Annotated in this window: 11 protein-coding genes and 5 pseudogenes; 8 read left to right on the forward strand and 8 right to left on the reverse strand. The window is 68.5% G+C overall.

The window, feature by feature from the left end; genetic code table 11:
• Positions 1–16: 16 nt before the first annotated feature.
• The gene (locus OG395_RS08800; RefSeq protein ID WP_327242379.1) at positions 17–1,090 is read right to left on the reverse strand and encodes an enoyl-CoA hydratase/isomerase family protein; all 1,074 of its coding nucleotides are present in this window, start codon (positions 1,088–1,090) and stop codon (positions 17–19) included.
• A gap of 257 nt (positions 1,091–1,347) precedes the next feature.
• Between OG395_RS08800 and OG395_RS08805 the strand changes: the two genes are divergently transcribed.
• Positions 1,348–3,540, forward strand: coding sequence for a SpoIIE family protein phosphatase (locus OG395_RS08805; protein ID WP_327242380.1), 2,193 nt, complete (start codon positions 1,348–1,350; stop codon positions 3,538–3,540).
• A 105-nt stretch (positions 3,541–3,645) separates the two neighbouring features.
• Here the strand turns inward: OG395_RS08805 and OG395_RS08810 are convergent, their stop codons facing one another.
• Entirely contained in the window at positions 3,646–4,272 is a 627-nt protein-coding gene (locus OG395_RS08810; protein ID WP_327242381.1) for an LAETG motif-containing sortase-dependent surface protein, read from the reverse strand.
• A gap of 268 nt (positions 4,273–4,540) precedes the next feature.
• On the opposite strand from OG395_RS08810, the pseudogene OG395_RS08815 reads away from it, so the two are divergent.
• Positions 4,541–5,038, forward strand: a pseudogene (locus OG395_RS08815) (site-specific integrase); the annotation flags it as partial.
• Positions 5,039–5,160: 122 nt separating this feature from the next.
• Here OG395_RS08815 and OG395_RS08820 read toward each other — a convergent pair.
• Positions 5,161–5,268: pseudogene (locus OG395_RS08820) on the reverse strand (oxidoreductase); the annotation flags it as partial.
• On the opposite strand from OG395_RS08820, the pseudogene OG395_RS08825 reads away from it, so the two are divergent.
• Both OG395_RS08825 and OG395_RS08830 read left to right on the forward strand, forming a co-directional pair.
• Positions 5,266–5,739, forward strand: a pseudogene (locus tag OG395_RS08825) (RNA-guided endonuclease InsQ/TnpB family protein); the annotation flags it as partial. The pseudogenes OG395_RS08820 and OG395_RS08825 overlap by 3 nt on opposite strands.
• A 225-nt stretch (positions 5,740–5,964) precedes the next feature.
• Complete coding sequence (locus OG395_RS08830) at positions 5,965–6,837, forward strand: helix-turn-helix transcriptional regulator (RefSeq protein ID WP_327242382.1); 873 nt, start codon at positions 5,965–5,967, stop codon at positions 6,835–6,837.
• Between the two features lie 80 nt (positions 6,838–6,917).
• Here the strand turns inward: OG395_RS08830 and OG395_RS08835 are convergent.
• Positions 6,918–7,310, reverse strand: a pseudogene (locus tag OG395_RS08835) (Tn3 family transposase); the annotation flags it as partial.
• Between the two features lie 122 nt (positions 7,311–7,432).
• Here OG395_RS08835 and OG395_RS08840 point away from each other — a divergent pair.
• Entirely contained in the window at positions 7,433–7,711 is a 279-nt protein-coding gene (locus tag OG395_RS08840; RefSeq protein WP_442818532.1) for an integrase core domain-containing protein, read from the forward strand.
• Between the two features lie 170 nt (positions 7,712–7,881).
• Positions 7,882–8,370, forward strand: a complete 489-nt coding sequence (locus tag OG395_RS08845) for a GNAT family N-acetyltransferase (protein WP_327242383.1) — start codon at positions 7,882–7,884, stop codon at positions 8,368–8,370.
• A gap of 799 nt (positions 8,371–9,169) precedes the next feature.
• Here OG395_RS08845 and katG read toward each other — a convergent pair.
• Both katG and OG395_RS08855 read right to left on the reverse strand, forming a co-directional pair.
• Entirely contained in the window at positions 9,170–11,401 is a 2,232-nt protein-coding gene (gene katG / locus OG395_RS08850) for a catalase/peroxidase HPI (protein ID WP_327242384.1), read from the reverse strand.
• A gap of 33 nt (positions 11,402–11,434) precedes the next feature.
• Positions 11,435–11,813, reverse strand: a pseudogene (locus tag OG395_RS08855) (Fur family transcriptional regulator).
• Positions 11,814–12,028: 215 nt separating this feature from the next.
• Here OG395_RS08855 and OG395_RS08860 point away from each other — a divergent pair.
• On the forward strand, positions 12,029–12,439 hold the full coding sequence (locus tag OG395_RS08860; RefSeq protein WP_327242385.1) for a Fur family transcriptional regulator: 411 nt from the start codon (positions 12,029–12,031) through the stop codon (positions 12,437–12,439).
• Positions 12,440–12,939: 500 nt separating this feature from the next.
• On the opposite strand, the gene OG395_RS08865 is transcribed toward OG395_RS08860, so the two are convergent.
• Both OG395_RS08865 and OG395_RS08870 read right to left on the reverse strand, forming a co-directional pair.
• Positions 12,940–13,164 carry a DUF6381 family protein gene (locus tag OG395_RS08865; protein WP_327242386.1) on the reverse strand — a complete coding sequence of 75 codons (225 nt, stop codon included), beginning with the start codon at positions 13,162–13,164 and terminating at the stop codon, positions 12,940–12,942.
• Positions 13,165–14,175: 1,011 nt separating this feature from the next.
• A complete protein-coding gene (locus tag OG395_RS08870) occupies positions 14,176–14,508 on the reverse strand; it encodes a hypothetical protein (protein ID WP_327242387.1) in 333 nt (110 codons plus the stop codon).
• Between the two features lie 508 nt (positions 14,509–15,016).
• Here OG395_RS08870 and OG395_RS08875 point away from each other — a divergent pair.
• Positions 15,017–15,742 carry a trimeric intracellular cation channel family protein gene (locus OG395_RS08875; RefSeq protein ID WP_327242388.1) on the forward strand — a complete coding sequence of 242 codons (726 nt, stop codon included), beginning with the start codon at positions 15,017–15,019 and terminating at the stop codon, positions 15,740–15,742.
• Positions 15,743–15,776 lie beyond the last annotated feature (34 nt).

Raw genomic sequence — 15,776 nt, forward strand, 5'->3', positions numbered from 1 at the left:
TGGGCCGCCGCGTGCCTCAGCCGGCGGCCGAGGCCTCGCGGGCGAGTCCGAGTTCGCGGCCGCCCAAGGGTGCGAAGAACGCTGCCACGTCAGCCATCGTGACCTGGTCCAGCCGGGCCGGGCTCCAGTGCGGGTTGCGGTCCTTGTCGATGATCTGGGCGCGTACACCTTCCACCAGATCGGGCCGGGTGAAGGCAGCCCAGGAGACGCGGAACTCCTGGTCGAGGACCTCCTCCAAGCTGTTGAGGAGCCGGGCGCTGCGCACCGAGGCAAGGGTCGCCTTGAGTGCGGTGGGCGACTTGGCCAGAATCGTCTGGGCGGTCTCCTTCGCGGCGGGTACGCCGCAGTTCTGGAGCCGGTCGACGATCTCCTCGACCGAGTCCGCCGCATAGCAGGCATCGATCCAGTCGCGATGCACGGCCAGTTCGGCGGCGGGCGCCTCGGTGACGTACTGCTGCGCCGTCTCCGTGACGTCGGCGGGCGTGGAGGCCCCGGCCAGCTCCCGAGTCAGTTCCGCGAGGTGCCGCGACGGCACGAAATGGTCCGCGAGCCCGCACAGCAGGGCGTCGGCCGCTCCGACGGCGTCCCCGGTGAGCGCCAGGTGGGTGCCGAGTTCTCCGGGTGCGGAGGCCAGGAGATGAGTCCCGCCCACGTCAGGTACGAAGCCGATCCCGGTCTCCGGCATGGCGACGCGGGAGCGTTCCGTGACGACACGGACACTTCCGTGGGCCGAGATGCCCACCCCACCGCCCATCACGATGCCGTCCATGAGCGCAATGTACGGCTTGGGAAAGCGGGCGATACGGGCATTGAGCCGGTACTCGTCGCGCCAGAAGTCCAACGATGCGGAGCCGCCCGCGCGGGCGTCCTCGTATACGGCGCGGATGTCGCCGCCTGCGCAGAGGCCGCGCTCCCCCGCCCCGCTGATCAGCACCGCGGTGACCGAGTCGTCCTGTTCGGCCGCGGTGAGGGCTTCGTCGACGCGGAGCACCATGGTGTGGGTCAGCGCGTTCAGGGCGCGTGGGCGGTTGAGTGTGATGTGCCGGGTGCGGCCCTCGGTGTGCAGCAGGACGGGGTCTTCGTTGTTCATCAGTGCGCTCCGGTCAGCCCCTGGGTTGTACCGTCCGCCGGTCACGGACGATCTTCCGGTGCTCATTCTGCGGTGGCGGTCCGCAGGCCGGGGCAGCAGGGGTGCCGAGGACCCGCTGGGACGCGTTCGGCGGGCCGGTGGGAGCGCCGGGTCCGCTGTGGCAGTACTCGGGAACGGGTTCGACAATAGGACACGTACAAGAAACACATACAGGCCGTACTGTCCGCCAATCCCGCCGGACGATCTCCGGAGCAGGAATGACCGACCACGACCGGGACCCAGACTCCGACGATACGCCCCGCCTGCAGATCGACCGGCCGTACAGCGGCGAGACCGGGACGGAGGAGCGGCTTGCCCTGAATCGCACGGGCAGCTTCGAGTGGAATCTGGATACGCGGTCACTGGACATCGACGCGGCAGGTCTGCTCGTCTTCGGACTGGACCCGGAGGAATTCACCCCTGACCCGGGAATTCTGGTGTCGCGGCTCGAACCGGCGGAACGGGACCGGCTGGAACTGGCGATCGACGAGGCCATCACGGGTGGCCACAGCTCGTACAGCGTCCACTTCCAGGTTCCGCGTGCGAACGGTACGCACCAGTGGACACATGTCCAGGCGCGGATTCTACGCAGGGACAACGGGCGGGCGCACCGGATCATCGGGGTCGTGCGGGATGCTTCGGCGGAGGTCACCCATTCGGCCTTCGTGCTGGACCTGGAGAAACGCCGCCAACGACAGACCAGCATCGTTGAACGCACAACAAGTGCGATGTCGCGTGCGGTGAGCGTGAACGACGTGACCGCCACGCTCACCGGTCCCAGCAGTCTGGCCATGCTCGGCGCGGACGGGGTCGCCCTGGGTCTGGTGGAGAACACCTCCATCAAGGTCATCGCGACGAGCGGGGTCGCGCCGGAGAGCATCATCAAGTTCGGGTCCGGGAAACTCGATCCGCGGTTCCCGCTGGCCGATACGGTCCTCAGCGGTCGGCCCCAGTTCGTGACCTCGATCGCCGGCCTCCTGCGGCGGTATCCGGCCCTGGAGCCGTTCACGGACGAGCTGAAGTTCCGCGCCGCCGCCTATCTTCCACTGATCGCGCAGGCGCGATCACTGGGCGGTCTCGCGCTCTTCTACTGCGAGCGGACGGACTTCAACGCCGACGAACGCAACCTGTGTCTGGGGCTCTCGGCGATCGTGGCCCAGTCACTGCAGCGGGCGACCCTCTTCGACGAGGAACGGGAGTTCGCAACCGGGCTGCAGTCGGCGATGCTTCCCAGACGGATCCAGGAGATCGAGGGCGGCGAAATCGCCGTGCGCTACCACGCGGCACGGAGCGGGCGTCAGGTCGGCGGCGACTGGTACGACGTGATCGCCCTGCCCAAGAACCGCTTCGGCATCGTCGTGGGCGACGTGGAGGGACATGACACCCATGCGGCCGCCACCATGGGCCAGTTGCGCATCGCCCTGCGCGCGTACGCAGGCGAGGGACACCCGCCGGCAACGGTGCTGGCCCGGGCCTCGCGCTTTCTCGCCGAACTGGACACGGACCGCTTCGCCACCTGCACATACGCCCAGGTCGACCTCTCCTCGGGGACCGTACGCGTGGTCCGTGCCGGGCACTTCGGTCCGTTGATCCGGCACATGGACGGCCGGGTCGGCACTCCGCAGATACGGGGCGGTCTGCCCCTGGGGCTGTCCACCGACTTCGAGAACGAGGAATACCCGGAGACGCGCCTCGACCTGGTGCCCGGCGAAACCCTCGTCCTGTACACCGATGGGCTGGTGGAAAAACCGGGCGCCGATATCGAATCGGGTATCTGTGCGCTGATCCACGAGGTGAACACGGGGCCCGCAAGTGCGCAGGCACTGGCCGACCATTTGTCCGACCGGCTCTGGGAGCGCTGGGGCGCGGGGGACGATGTGGCGCTGCTGGTGCTCCGGCGCAGTCCGGACCCGGGTTCGCCGCGGGCGCCGCGCTTGCACCAGTACATCCACCAGGCGGATCCCGAAGGGCTCTCCGATGCCCGCTCCATCGTGCGTCAGGCCCTGCGGGACTGGAACATGGCCGATCTCGCCGACGATGCCGAACTGGTCACCGGTGAGCTGCTGGTGAATGTGCTTCTGCACACCGAGGGCGGGGCAGTGCTCACGCTGGAGGTCCTTCCGGAGCCTGTCCGCCGGGTGCGGCTTTCGGTGCAGGACCGCTCCAGTGCCTGGCCGAGGCGCCGGACCCCCGGCGAGACAGCGACATCGGGACGCGGTCTGCTGCTCCTCGACGCCATCGCCGTCCGCTGGGGCATCGAGCCGCGCGGCGAGGGGAAGGCCGTGTGGTGCGAGATCGGACCTGCCACACCACCCACCTCCGGGCCCCCGGTCGCTGCCACAGAGACCCATGGGTCCGCATCGCCTGCGGAGACCCCGAGTCCGTCCGAGCTGACGGAGGAACGACGTTGAGGGAGCAGTGAGGGGCGTGCCGTCACGCACTGCGTGATGCGGCACGCCCCTCGTCCGACGGTCCCGCGCGGTCCCGCGCTCGAACCAGTGGACTACTGAGCTACGTCAGCCCTGCGCGGTGCGACGCTTGCGCACGGACCACATGATGCCGCCACCGGCCAGCAGCACGGCGACAGCCGCACCACCGATGATGGGCGTGGCGGACGACGAACCCGTCTCGGCCAGGTCGGGCGAGCTGGGGCTCGGCGAGGCCGCGGCGGGCGCGGTCTCGGGGGAGCTCTGGCTCGGCGTGGCGCTCAACGCGGGCGCCTCCGGCGTGGGCTTCTCGGCCGGCTTCGACTCGGATGCCGTCGGCGTGGGCGTCGGGGTGTTGTCCTCACACACCGGTGCCTGCTTGGTGTCGTCCTTCGAGAACCGGTCGCCGTCGCCGGCCTTCACGACCAGGTGGACTGTCAGTTCCTTGTCGTGCTTCGGCAGTTCGAGCGTCTTGTGGAACTCCTTGCCGAATGTCTCGGTGGGCAGGAGGTCCTTGCCGTCAACCGTGACGGTCACCGTGTTGGCGACGTCGCTGTTGTAGGCGGTCAGGTCAAGCGTCACTTCATTACAGGTCACGGCCCAGGTGGGGGTGTGAGCTGCGGCCGGACCGGCGGAAAGGACCGCGCCGGTCAGGCCGACAACCGCAGCGGCCGCGAATGTCCCCGCGGCACGCAACGGTCTCCTGGGTATGGTCATGGATTGTTCCTCCACATGTTTCATCGCCTGAATAGCGGTGAGGCGCACAGTACTGCCCCGCTCACAGGTTCGCGCAGCCGACCCATGGACCACGCGGGTTCACAACTGTCACCACATCAGCCCGGGTTCGCACATGACGGACACTTCCAGCTGTGCCGGCGCGGTGACCGCTCGGTCGGTCAGGTCGCCAAGGACTTCGACCTCACCGAGACCGCGGTGCGGCTGTGGATCAGCCAGGCCGAGGTCGACGCGGGCGAGCGAGCCGGGCCTGGACCTGGCCGAACTCCGCTGCCCGGTCAAGGCCAAGGGCGCTCGGATCAAGGCCCGGCGCCGGGGCCGGGCGCGCGCGGAAGTCGCGCTGGAGGCCGTCTACTGGGACGCCGGCACCGCCCGGCTCCTGCCGCGCCCGCTGCGCGGCCGGACCCGGGGGCCTGTGTTCGTCACCCACCGCCGCCCCGGCCCGGGGAAGGTGATCAGCCCGCGCGACGTGGGCCCGGACACCGGCCTGGCCCGGCTCTCCTACGGGCAGGCCCGCCCGCTGCTGGACGAGCACACCGCCCTGCGCGGCCTGGGCACGGGCTGGGACCTGCACGAGTACCGCCACTCCGCCCTGACCCACCTCGGCGAGCAGGGCGCCTCGCCGCTGATACTGATGGCGAAGTCCCGGCACAAGAAGCAGGAGAACGTCCGCTGCCACTTCAAGCCCTCCCAGGAGGCGATCGCCGAACTCACCAGCCTGCTCGCCCCTGGAGACGTCCGCCGCTGAACCGTCGCCGCCCGGCAGGGTGGGCCGCGGGGGCGGGGCCGTCGGGGGCAGGGTTCGCGTCCAGGACACGTGGCTGCTCGTTGGCGGCCCGGGGGCGATGAGCGAGGAGGCCGCTGGGGGCGTCAGCCTTGGCGGCCGGGGAGCATGGCCAGGGCCTGGGAGCGCTGTGCGACAAGGTCGTCGTAGGCGCCGTCGCGTTCGGCCCAGCGGTGCACGAGGACGCCCTTCACGCTGTGGCACGTCTGCACCGCAAGGTGCGGTGCCAGCGCCTCGACCACGCCCACAAGACCGCCCTCGGCCTCGTGCGGGAACACGACCTCATCGCGCACGAAGACCTCAAGATCCGCAACATGAGCCGGGCACCCGCCCCCAAGCCCGACCCCGACCAGCCGGGCAGCTTCCTGCCCAACGGGGCAGCGGCCAAGGCCGGACTGAACCGCTCGATATCGGATGCCGGCTGGGGGGTGTTCCTCGCGATCCTGAATGCCAAGGCTGAGAGCGCCGGGCGGGAAGTGATCGCCGTGGACCCCCGCAACACCTCCCGGCGATGCCCCGCATGCGGGCACACCGCCAAGGAGAACCGGCCCACCCAGGAGAAGTTCCACTGCGTCGCCTGTGGCCACACCGCGCACGCGGACACAGTCGGGGCTCTCAACGTCCTACGGGCCGGGCTGGTCCGTCGCGAAGCCCAACCGGCATAGCGAGAAGCCACCCCGTTCACGGGGTGGAGGAGTCACGAGATCTTCCCTTCAGTCCAGGGCGCCGACGGCGTTCAGACACGCGGCGCAGACAGTGATGGTCTCTGTCCTTCTCAAAACGGTGTAACCGCAGTCTTGACGGAATCCGCCGGGTGTGGCAGGGCCCCCGTCTTCCCTGGTCCTGCCAGGGCCCCCTCTGAGATACACGCACCGCACTACGGTGTGGGTATGAAGGACGAGGAATCCGGCAACCGGCTCGGCAGCTACCTACGGGCCCGGCGTGAGCTGGTCTCCCCGGCACAGGCAGGACTCCCGCCCGGCGGCAACCGCCGCGTGCCCGGCCTGCGCCGTGAGGAAGTCGCCCTGCTCGCCGGAATCAGTCCCGACTACTACCTGCGCCTGGAACGGGGCCGTGACAAGAACCCCTCACCCCAGGTACTCGAATCACTCGCGCGCGTCCTGCAGCTCGACGACATCGAACGGACGTATCTGCTCGGCCTGACTGCGGCACGCCCCAGGGCGCCGCGCCGCAAGCGACCCGAGCGCGTACCGGCGCGAGTGCACGAGCTGCTCGCCCACCTTCAGATACCCGCGTTCGTCGAAGGGCGCGCGTTCGACGTCCTGGCCTCCAACCCCATGGCCGTCGCACTCTCCCCCCGCCTGCGGCCCGGCCAGAACCGGCTTCGCTCTCTCCTCCTCGACCCCGAGGAACAGGCATTCCACCAGGACTGGGCCAAAGCCACCGCCGACTTCGTCGCCGCCCTTCGCACCACTATCGGGGACGACACCGACAACCCCCGGTTCGTCGAACTCGTCGGAGAACTCGCACTGTCCAGCCAGCGGTTCCGCACCCTGTGGGCCCGCCACGACGTCCGAAGTCTCGACGGAGGCACCACCACCGTCCACCACCCCGTCGTCGGTGACCTACGCCTCCACCGCGACAAACTCCCCATCGACGACGTCATCCTCGTCCTCTACTACCCCGACAAGGACAGCGACAGCGACGGGAAACTGCGGCTCCTCGCCGCACTCTCACACACCGAGTCCGCCGACACAGCGCACGGTAGACGGGCGGACGACCCGCACCCGAAGGCACCCTGACGAACACGCGCCGTCCCGGCGTCGCAGCCAGGACGCCCGCGCCGTGGGTTCCGTTCCCGCGAGATCGCCCCGGGCCCTGATCACGAGCCGTCCACGTCGTCCTTGTCGCGCAGGGGCCGCAGGCCGCCGGGCAGCTCGGGGAGCTGGAAGGAGTACCGGCCCAGCACGTTGATGTGAGGCCACACGAACGGGGAGAGGCGGGCGACGTCCTGGTCGCGGACGTCGAAGCCGTCCGCGCGCAGCTGGTTGACCGCCGCGTGCATGTAGCGGGTGTTCAACAGCACGAGCGCGTTGAGGACCAGGCCCAGGGCGCCGATCGGGTCCTCCAGGCCGTCCTGGTAGCGCTGGTAGAGCTGTCCCTGCTTGCCGTGGAAAATCTTCCGGGCCAGCGAGTGGCGGCCCTCCTGGAGGTTGGCCTGGCTCTTGATCTGCCTGCGGTCGCCGAGCTCGTCGGCCAGGCGCAGGATGTGCACTGCCCGCCGCCCCACGCTCAGCAGCTCGTACAGGGTGTCCCACAGCCGCTGGTTCGCCGCCTCCCGCACCGTGCCCACCAGCCGGACCAGCCTGGACCGAACTGACACTTTCAGATCCGCCTGTGCTGTCAGTACACCAGTCGACAATTCGCTGTTCTGACAACGGAGTTCGGCATCGACTTTCCGTCGGTCGCACCGGTCAGTGCTGGGACAATGCGCTTGCCGAGTCGTTCTTCGCCACCATCGAACGGGAGTTGCTCGACACCACCGCCTGGCCCAGCCGGGCCGCCGCCCGCACCGCGATCTTCGACTTCATCGAGGGCTGGTACAACTTGCACCGACTGCACAACAGCCTCGGCTACCTCAGTCCCGCCGACTACGAGACCGCACTCGCAGCCTGACCACCACACCAAGGGTGTCCGTCAAAGCGGAACAAGCTCAGACCATCCCTGCGCGCACCCCAGCGCCTGTACCCGAGCCCCCGCCCGATGGAGTCGCCCGGCGGAATTCGACGATGTTCCGGGCGAGAAAAGTGCTGGAGGTCGCGTTCCCGTTCCGGCATCCTGACCACATGTTGATCAGGGAAGCCAACCTGGAGGACTGGGCCGCCATCTGGCCTTTCTTCCACACCATCGTCACCGCAGGCGAGACGTTCACCTATCCGACGGATCTCGGTCAGGACCAAGGCCGTGACTGGTGGATTCTGCCATCCCCCGACCGGACCGTCGTCGCGGTGGACGACTCGGGCACGGTCCTGGGCACGGCAAAGATGAACCGCAACCACATGGGTAACGGATCGCACATCGCGAGCGCCAGCTACATGGTCGACCCGGCACACTCCGGGCAGGGCGTGGGGCGCGCGCTATGCGAATACACGATGCAGTGGGCGCGTGCTGCGGGCTACCGGGCGATGCAGTTCAACGCGGTTGTGGAGACCAACGTCCTCGCGGTGAACCTCTATCGGGCACTCGGCTTCGAGGTACTGGGCACGCTGCCGGAGGGCTTCCGCCACCCGAAGAAGGGCTACGTCGGGCTGCACATCATGCACCGCACTCTGTGAGAAGCGCCGGGGACTGGTCCGGTGTCCGACGATTCCGGGGCGCTGCTGCCTTCAGGCGAACCCTGAAAGGAGTCCGGCCTGTCCTGGGCCAACTGTGCTCCCCTCCGACCCCCTGCTGGTCACAAGGGGCGATGATGCCGTCATGCCGGATGAACCGAAGCGCCCCGTCAGCGCACTTCGCCAAGGCGAATCCGTGCAAGCAACCATCACCAGCCATGGCTCATCACGGCGAAGCTCAACGCCGACGAACCAGTGGGCGCATCGCTGGACACCATCCGCCGGGCCCGCGAGCCCGGCGTGAGGAGAGCCCCGCAGCCGAGGTGAGCGGCTGAGACAGCACCTGAGTCGGTCAGTGGCCTCCTCGGTTCTCGACACAAGGACCCGTTCCGGGCTGAGGTTCGGCGTAAGCACCGTGCACCTCACTGGTCAACTCATCTTTCGTCACGTGCCCAGACACAGACGAATCCCGTGTGGACGCTGTAGAACCCATACCCGACGTATACGCCATGCTCCTTGCCACAGCCAACACGTCTCAGCGCCGCCGCGATCCGCTCCCCACGTAGGAAGCCCCAGACCTTCGGTCCGGGGCTTCCTACGGCCCGGCGGAGGTTCGTCCTCCGCCGCTGACCATCGGCGGGTGCGCATGCCCGCCTGGACACCTCCAGTTACGGTCACCGACCTGCCGACGGCACCAACAGCGGTTGCCGCCTCGGTGTTGTGCCTGAGGGCCAGGGCAGCGACGGCGACAATCGAGGGCGGATCTGTGGCCGCCCGGCGCGGGCCGACCCGGACGTCGTGATCAGACGAGGTCGAACCGGTCGAGGTTCATCACCTTGTCCCACGCCGCGACGAAGTCGTTCACGAACTTCTTCTTCGCGTCATCGGCCGCGTAGACCTCCGCGAGCGCGCGCAGCTCGGAGTTCGACCCGAAGACGAGGTCGGCGCGGCTGCCCGTCCACTTGACCTCGCCCGTGGCGGTGTCGCGACCCTCGAACGTGTTCGCGTCCTCGGACGTTGCCTTCCACGTCGTGCCCAGGTCGAGCAGGTTGGCGAAGAAGTCGTTGGTCAAAGATCCGGGGGTCGTGGTGAAGACGCCGAGCGGCGACTGTTGGTAGTTCGCGCCCAGGACACGGAGGCCACCGACGAGGACCGTCATCTCGGGGGAGCTCAGCGTCAGCAGGTTCGCCCGGTCGATCAGCAGGTATTCAGCCGGCAGCCGGTTGCCCTTCCCGAGGTAGTTGCGGAACCCGTCGGCGGTCGGCTCGAGCGCGGCGAACGACTCCACGTCGGTCTGCTCCTGCGACGCGTCCACGCGGCCCGGCGTGAACGGCACCTCGACGTCGAAGCCGGCGTCCGTGGCGGCCTGCTCGACGGCCGCACCACCGGCGAGCACGATCAGATCGGCGAGCGAGACCTGCTTGCCGCCGGACTGGGCGGCGTTGAAGGACTCCTGGATCCCCGCCAGGGTGCGCAGCACCGCGGCCAGCTGGTCGGGATCGTTGACCGCCCACCCGCTCTGCGGCTGGAGGCGGATGCGCGCGCCGTTGGCGCCGCCGCGCTTGTCGCTGCCACGGAAGGACGAGGCCGACGCCCACGCGGTGGACACGAGCTGGGACACCGACAGGTCAGAGGCGAGGATCTGGCCCTTGAGGGCGGCGATGTCCTCGGCGTCGATGAGCTCGTACGTCACCGCGGGAAGGGGGTCCTGCCACAGCAGCGTCTCGGCCGGAACCTCCGGGCCGAGGTAGCGCACGATCGGGCCCATGTCCCGGTGGGTCAGCTTGAACCACGCCCGGGCGAAGGCGTCCGCGAACTCGTCGGGGTTCTGGAGGAAGCGTCGCGAGATCTGCTCGTAGGCCGGGTCGAACCGGAGCGAGAGGTCGGTCGTCAGCATCGTCGGGGCGTGGCTCTTCGACGAGTCGTGGGCGTCGGGGACGGTGCCCGCCCCGGCGCTGTCCTTCGGCCTCCACTGGTGCGCACCGGCGGGGCTCTGGAACAGCTCCCACTCGTAGCCGAACAGGATCTCGAAGAAGCTGTTGTCCCAGGCCACCGGGGTGTTCGTCCACGTACCCTCGAGGCCGCTGGTGATCGTGTCGCCGCCCTTGCCGGTGCCGAAGGAGTTCCTCCAGCCGAGGCCCTGCTCCTCGAGCGAGGCGCCCTCGGGGTCGGGGCCCACGTTGTCCGCGGGGCCCGCACCATGCGTCTTGCCGAAGGTGTGACCGCCCGCGATCAGGGCGACCGTCTCCTCGTCGTTCATCGCCATCCGGCGGAACGTCTCACGGATGTCGCGGGCCGCGGCGAGCGGGTCCGGGTTGCCGTTCGGGCCCTCCGGGTTGACGTAGATGAGACCCATCTGGACCGCGCCGAGGGGGTTCTCCAACTCCCGGTCGCCGGTGTAGCGCTCATCGCTGAGCCAGGTGGTCTCGGGCCCCCAGTAGACGTCCTCGTCGGGCTCCCACACGTCCGCACGACCGCCGCCGAAGCCGAAGGTCTTGAAGCCCATCGACTCCAGGGCCACGTTGCCGGCGAGGATCATGAGGTCGGCCCACGAGATGCTCTGGCCGTACTTCCTCTTGACCGGCCACAGCAGGCGGCGGGCCTTGTCGAGGTTCCCGTTGTCCGGCCAGCTGTTGAGGGGGGCGAAGCGCTGCTGGCCGGCCCCGGCGCCGCCGCGGCCGTCGCTGATCCGGTAGGTGCCCGCGCTGTGCCACGCCATCCGGATCATGAACGGCCCGTAGTGACCGAAGTCGGCCGGCCACCAGTCCTGCGAGTCCGTCAGTACCTCTGCGATGTCCCGCTTCACGGCCGGGAGGTCGAGGCTCTTGAACGCCTCGGTGTAGTCGAACTCCTCGCCGAGGGGATTGGCCACGGCGGGGTTCTTGGCGAGGATCTTCAGGTTGAGCCGATCCGGCCACCACTGACGGTTTCCGCCGCCCTGAGTCGGGTGCGAGGCGCGCCCGTGCACGACCGGGCAACCACCTCCACCCTCCGTTTTCGCGTCTACGACGATTGCGTCATGGTTCTCAGACATGGGAATCCTTCCGTACTGGGCGGATCACGGTGTTCAGGAACTGCAGGCGGTGGAACAGTCGGGGCACAGGCTCCAGCAGGTGACCTCGGCCCGTTGATCGAGCAGCCGTGGTCGTCGGACGCGGGCGGCGGGGCGCCTCGCCGCCCGCGCAGTTCGACGTCAGCGACGACGCCGCACAACAGGCACACAATGGGGTGGTAGTTGTCCCCGAGGCGTCTCTCGAACCGGGCCGGATTGCCGACCGGTTCGATGCGACGTACGAGCCCCGACGCGGTGAGCGCGTGGAGGGCCTCACGCACGACGTCAGGGGAGATGGGGCCCACCGGTCGCGCGCCCCGGAGGCGATCGCCTCGATGCCGAGGTGACCACCGTCCCGGATGGTCTCGAGCAGCGCGACGCGGGCGGCCGTCACCACCCGCAGGCCGGCACCGCACAGCTCCTCGGCGGTGGTCCCGTCACTCTGTCTCCTGCCGTACTGGAGTCTTCCTGTCCCTGGGCTATTGCCGAAACCGATCCTACGATGGACAGAGTCTCAGTCAAGAAGCATGCCAAACCCATATCCGATCAGGACCCGGACCTCCACTGGTAAATTCGGGTATCCCACCGAATCTGAATAGGTGAATCGATATGAGTGACCTGCTGGAGCGACTGCGAGGACGTGGCTGGCGGATGACCTCCCAGCGGCGTGTCGTTGCGGAGGTCCTCGACGGCGACCACGTGCATCTCACGGCCGACGAGGTGCACGCCCGCGCGGCGCAGCGGCTGCCCGAGATCTCCCGCGCGACCGTCTACAACACCCTGGGCGAGATGGTCTCCCTCGGCGAGGTCATAGAGGTCTCCACCGACGGACGCGCCAAGCGCTACGACCCCAACGCACACCACCCGCACCAGCACTTGGTGTGCTCCGGCTGCGGCACCATCCGCGATGTCCACCCGACTGGCAATCCACTGGCCGAACTCCCGGCGGTGGAACGGTTCGGCTTCACGGTGTCCGAGGTCGAGGTCACCTACCGCGGGCTGTGCCCATCCTGTGCCTGACTCGACTCTGTCGGGGATCTTGAGGGCTGCAAGATCAGCTACTGACCGCCCTCCAGGATCGCAGCCGGGAACCCCCTGCTTGAGAAAGTCTTGGAAGGCTGTGGCCTGCGAGATGGGGGGCGAATGCGCGGACGGCGAGTGACGTGTAGTCGCCGTCGACCGGATGCTCGGTGGGCCGCAGACCGCGGCGCTCCAGCCGGGCGTGGATCCCGGGCAGGGCCTGGGAGTCATAGGCGGGGGCCGGGGTGGTGGCCACGTCGGTGATGACGTTGGTGCCGTCCGCCGCGCGGACCTGTACGTCGTAGGGAGAGACGACCGCTCAGGATGAGGGCGGCAGTCCGCCGTCGTCGCCGGTGCAGACCCACCTGGCCACCGCCTGGGAGCTGTACTCGTGGAACGAGCCGACGAACTAATGAGCCGGTAACGGCACACAAGGCACGGAGGGCCTCCCACCGCATTGCGGTGGGAGGCCCTCCGTGTCACTGGACGCCGACGGCGCGTCAGCGGGACGGGTGCCCGTCCTTCTCACTGTCGGCACGGCGTCCGGGCCCGCCCTCGGCCGCGCGTCCGCCCTCCTTCAGGGACCGCTCCTGCATGCGCCGGGCCTCCTCGTACAGCCTGCGGCGTTCCTTCGGATCGCTCGTCTGCTCGGCACGCTCGTTCAGCTCACGGACCTTGTCCTGCGTCTGCCGCGCACGGCTGGCGGACTCGTCTGCAATGCTCATCATCACTCCTGGGGAGGTGAGGGTGGGACACATCGCAGCCAACCAGCGCTCCCCCGCTCGTGCACCCCGAAGCGTCACCCTGCGCAATCGCCGCAGGCAGTCGGCCTTGATGGGGTCGCGTCACTGCGGCTGCACCTGGAGCGTCGTCACTTCCCGGACCGTCCTGGGCAACACCCTCACGAATGCCGACGGCGACAGGAGCAACCTCACCCTCGAGGTGTGGACTACGGCCGCCGGCGCCAACCCGAAGATCCAGGTCGAGCTCACCGACATCCCCTGCGATCCTCCACCCACGAAAGCGGCGGCTTCCCCGGCGGCCCGAACCAGGTCACCTCCGGCATCCAGTGCACCCAGCTTCACACCGACAAGCTCAATGACAGCAGCAACTTCGGTCTCCTCACGGACACTCGCGTCGCAACGGGCGGCGCCATGGGGAAGGAGCCCTGCCGGCGAGCCTCAATCCCGAGCACGCAGAACTCCGAGGTGTTCAAAAAGCTCAATCCCGCGCCCCTGCGCCTCGGCGGCCATGACGGATTCTTCGTCAGCAATCCCGGCTTCGAGCACTGCGCGAACGCAGACACCATCTGTACATGGCGCAACCTCGGAGAATGCCTCCTGAAGTACGGCGGCGCACCGGCCCGGGCCGATCCCCACATGTGTTCATCCGGCGAACAGCGCCCACACAGCCTCCAGGTCAGGATGAATCGGCGGCCCTCACACCAGACGCCCATTCACCAGTCCGGGCATGGCAGGACCTGCAAGCAAGGGCGCTTCAAGAACGTGCGCCATCTCCTCCAGCAAAGTGGTCAATGGCGCGAACTCAGGCTGACGCTCACCGAACTCCCCGCAGCAACAGTTCGTCCCTGTCTCGATGTCGCTGTAGAGGCCGTCGAGGGTGAATGTGGGTCTTCTCCGGGGACCGGTATGACCGAGACTGGCCGACCCGGAGTCATCAGCGGGGCGGAACCGGTCTGCTTCCCCCGGGCATGCGCCTCCGGCAGGCGCGGGGCCCTACTCGTTCAGACAGGAGAGGACGATGTGGGGATCCATGGCGATGACATGGGCGGCACCCATGACGTAGACGGTGTCGCCGCGCAGAGCGACGGACGTGAGGATCTGGAGGCTGTCGGCGAGGGTCGGGGTGATGGAGCGGGCGCCGTCGGGCTGAATGAGGCCAATCTCGCCCGGGCCGTTGAGGGCGGCCGGGATCTGGTCGCCATGGCCGGTGCGGGCGAAGTCGTCGATCTCTACCCGGCCGATGGCCTTGGTCTGGACCGAGCCGGCGCGTCCGTTCGTCAGGATCGGGATAAGCAGGACGGCGCTCCGTCGAGGTCGGTGGCTCACGCCTCCCCGCCATGGATCTTCAGGCCGTCGGCGCCGAGGGACGGGGATCAGGCTGGCGACCGAACCGCTCACGTCCAGGCGCAGGGCGCGGCCCAGGGCCTGGACGCAGCGGGATGACGCTGTGGGACGACGTCGGATACCGGCTCGCACCGGGGACCCGGACGGCGTAGCGGGCCGAGCGTCTTCCGGCCGGGCGTGAAAGCGTCTTCTCGAAGCACGGCTGAGCCGCCACCGGAAAAGACCTGCCAATTCATGTATGTGGGCAAACCATCGCAGGCTTGTGATTGCGTCCGGCTGCCCTGTGGCAGTACTGCCCACGCCGTGGCCTGCTGCTGGCGGCGTGAGCCCGACGCATCCGCAATGACACGCGACGAGGTTCGCCTGCCCCTGCCGGACGCGGAGGGGTGCGGGGCGTTGCCACCTTGTCGGGGGTGCAACCGGAACAGGGCGGGGCGAATCATGGAGGAGGCAGTGTTGGTGCGGCGGTCAGGCTGCCCAGGATCATGCTGTGTTCGCGGCACCGGCCTCTGTTGATGTCATTGGTCAGCTGACCCGGTATCTGGACCTCGCCGGTGTGCTGGCCTGCGCGATCCTCGGCGGAGCGGTGGCCCGTACCGAGAGACTTGACCTGTTCGGGTTCCTGGTCGTGGGAATCGTCTCAGGTCTGGGCGGTGGGATCATCCGGGACACTCTGCTGCAACACGGAACTCCGGTGGCATTGACGGATTACGCCTACGTGCCGACCGCTGTGCTCGGTGCTGTGATCGCCTTCGTCATCTCGATCAGCGAACATGCCTGGAACCGGCTGTTCGTCGCCCTTGACGCCGCCGTCATCGGTTTCTGGGCGGTCAGCGGCTCGCAGAAGACTCTTGCTGCCGGGCTGGGATGGCTTCCGGCTGTGCTGCTGGGCATCACTACTGCGGTGGGCGGAGGCGCAGTACGTGATGTGCTGCTGCGGCGGGTGCCGACGGTGTTCGGCGGCAATGGGCTCTATGCGACAGTCGCCGCTGTGGCGGCGGGCACGATGGTCGTGTGCAGTTACGCAGGCACCCCGGTCATCGGGGTCGTGCTGGGCGTGGTGTGCGCCCTGATTCTGCGTCTTGCCTCCGTGCTGTTCGGCTGGGGCCTGCCCACCGGCTTGGACTGGCAGCCCCACTCCCGGCTCACAGCGCTCATGCAACGCCGTAAGCGGCGCCGTGGTGCCGGCCGCCCCGATCCCCCCGACGATTCGTGACCTGAGGCGGACCCCACCGTGCTCGTGCGCGGGC

Source organism: Streptomyces sp. NBC_01320 (assembly GCF_035974375.1).
GTDB lineage: Bacteria > Actinomycetota > Actinomycetes > Streptomycetales > Streptomycetaceae > Streptomyces > Streptomyces yanii.

Excerpts from the sequence above, each read along its gene's own strand:
- OG395_RS08830 (WP_327242382.1), top strand. The coding sequence starts at position 5,965 with ATGAAGGACGAGGAATCCGGCAACCGGCTCGGCAGCTACCTACGGGCC.
- OG395_RS08860 (WP_327242385.1), top strand. The coding sequence starts at position 12,029 with ATGAGTGACCTGCTGGAGCGACTGCGAGGACGTGGCTGGCGGATGACC.
- OG395_RS08805 (WP_327242380.1), top strand. The coding sequence starts at position 1,348 with ATGACCGACCACGACCGGGACCCAGACTCCGACGATACGCCCCGCCTG.
- OG395_RS08810 (WP_327242381.1), bottom strand. The coding sequence starts at position 4,272 with ATGACCATACCCAGGAGACCGTTGCGTGCCGCGGGGACATTCGCGGCC.
- OG395_RS08800 (WP_327242379.1), bottom strand. The coding sequence starts at position 1,090 with ATGAACAACGAAGACCCCGTCCTGCTGCACACCGAGGGCCGCACCCGG.
- OG395_RS08865 (WP_327242386.1), bottom strand. The coding sequence starts at position 13,164 with ATGAGCATTGCAGACGAGTCCGCCAGCCGTGCGCGGCAGACGCAGGAC.
- OG395_RS08845 (WP_327242383.1), top strand. The coding sequence starts at position 7,882 with ATGTTGATCAGGGAAGCCAACCTGGAGGACTGGGCCGCCATCTGGCCT.
- katG (WP_327242384.1), bottom strand. The coding sequence starts at position 11,401 with ATGTCTGAGAACCATGACGCAATCGTCGTAGACGCGAAAACGGAGGGT.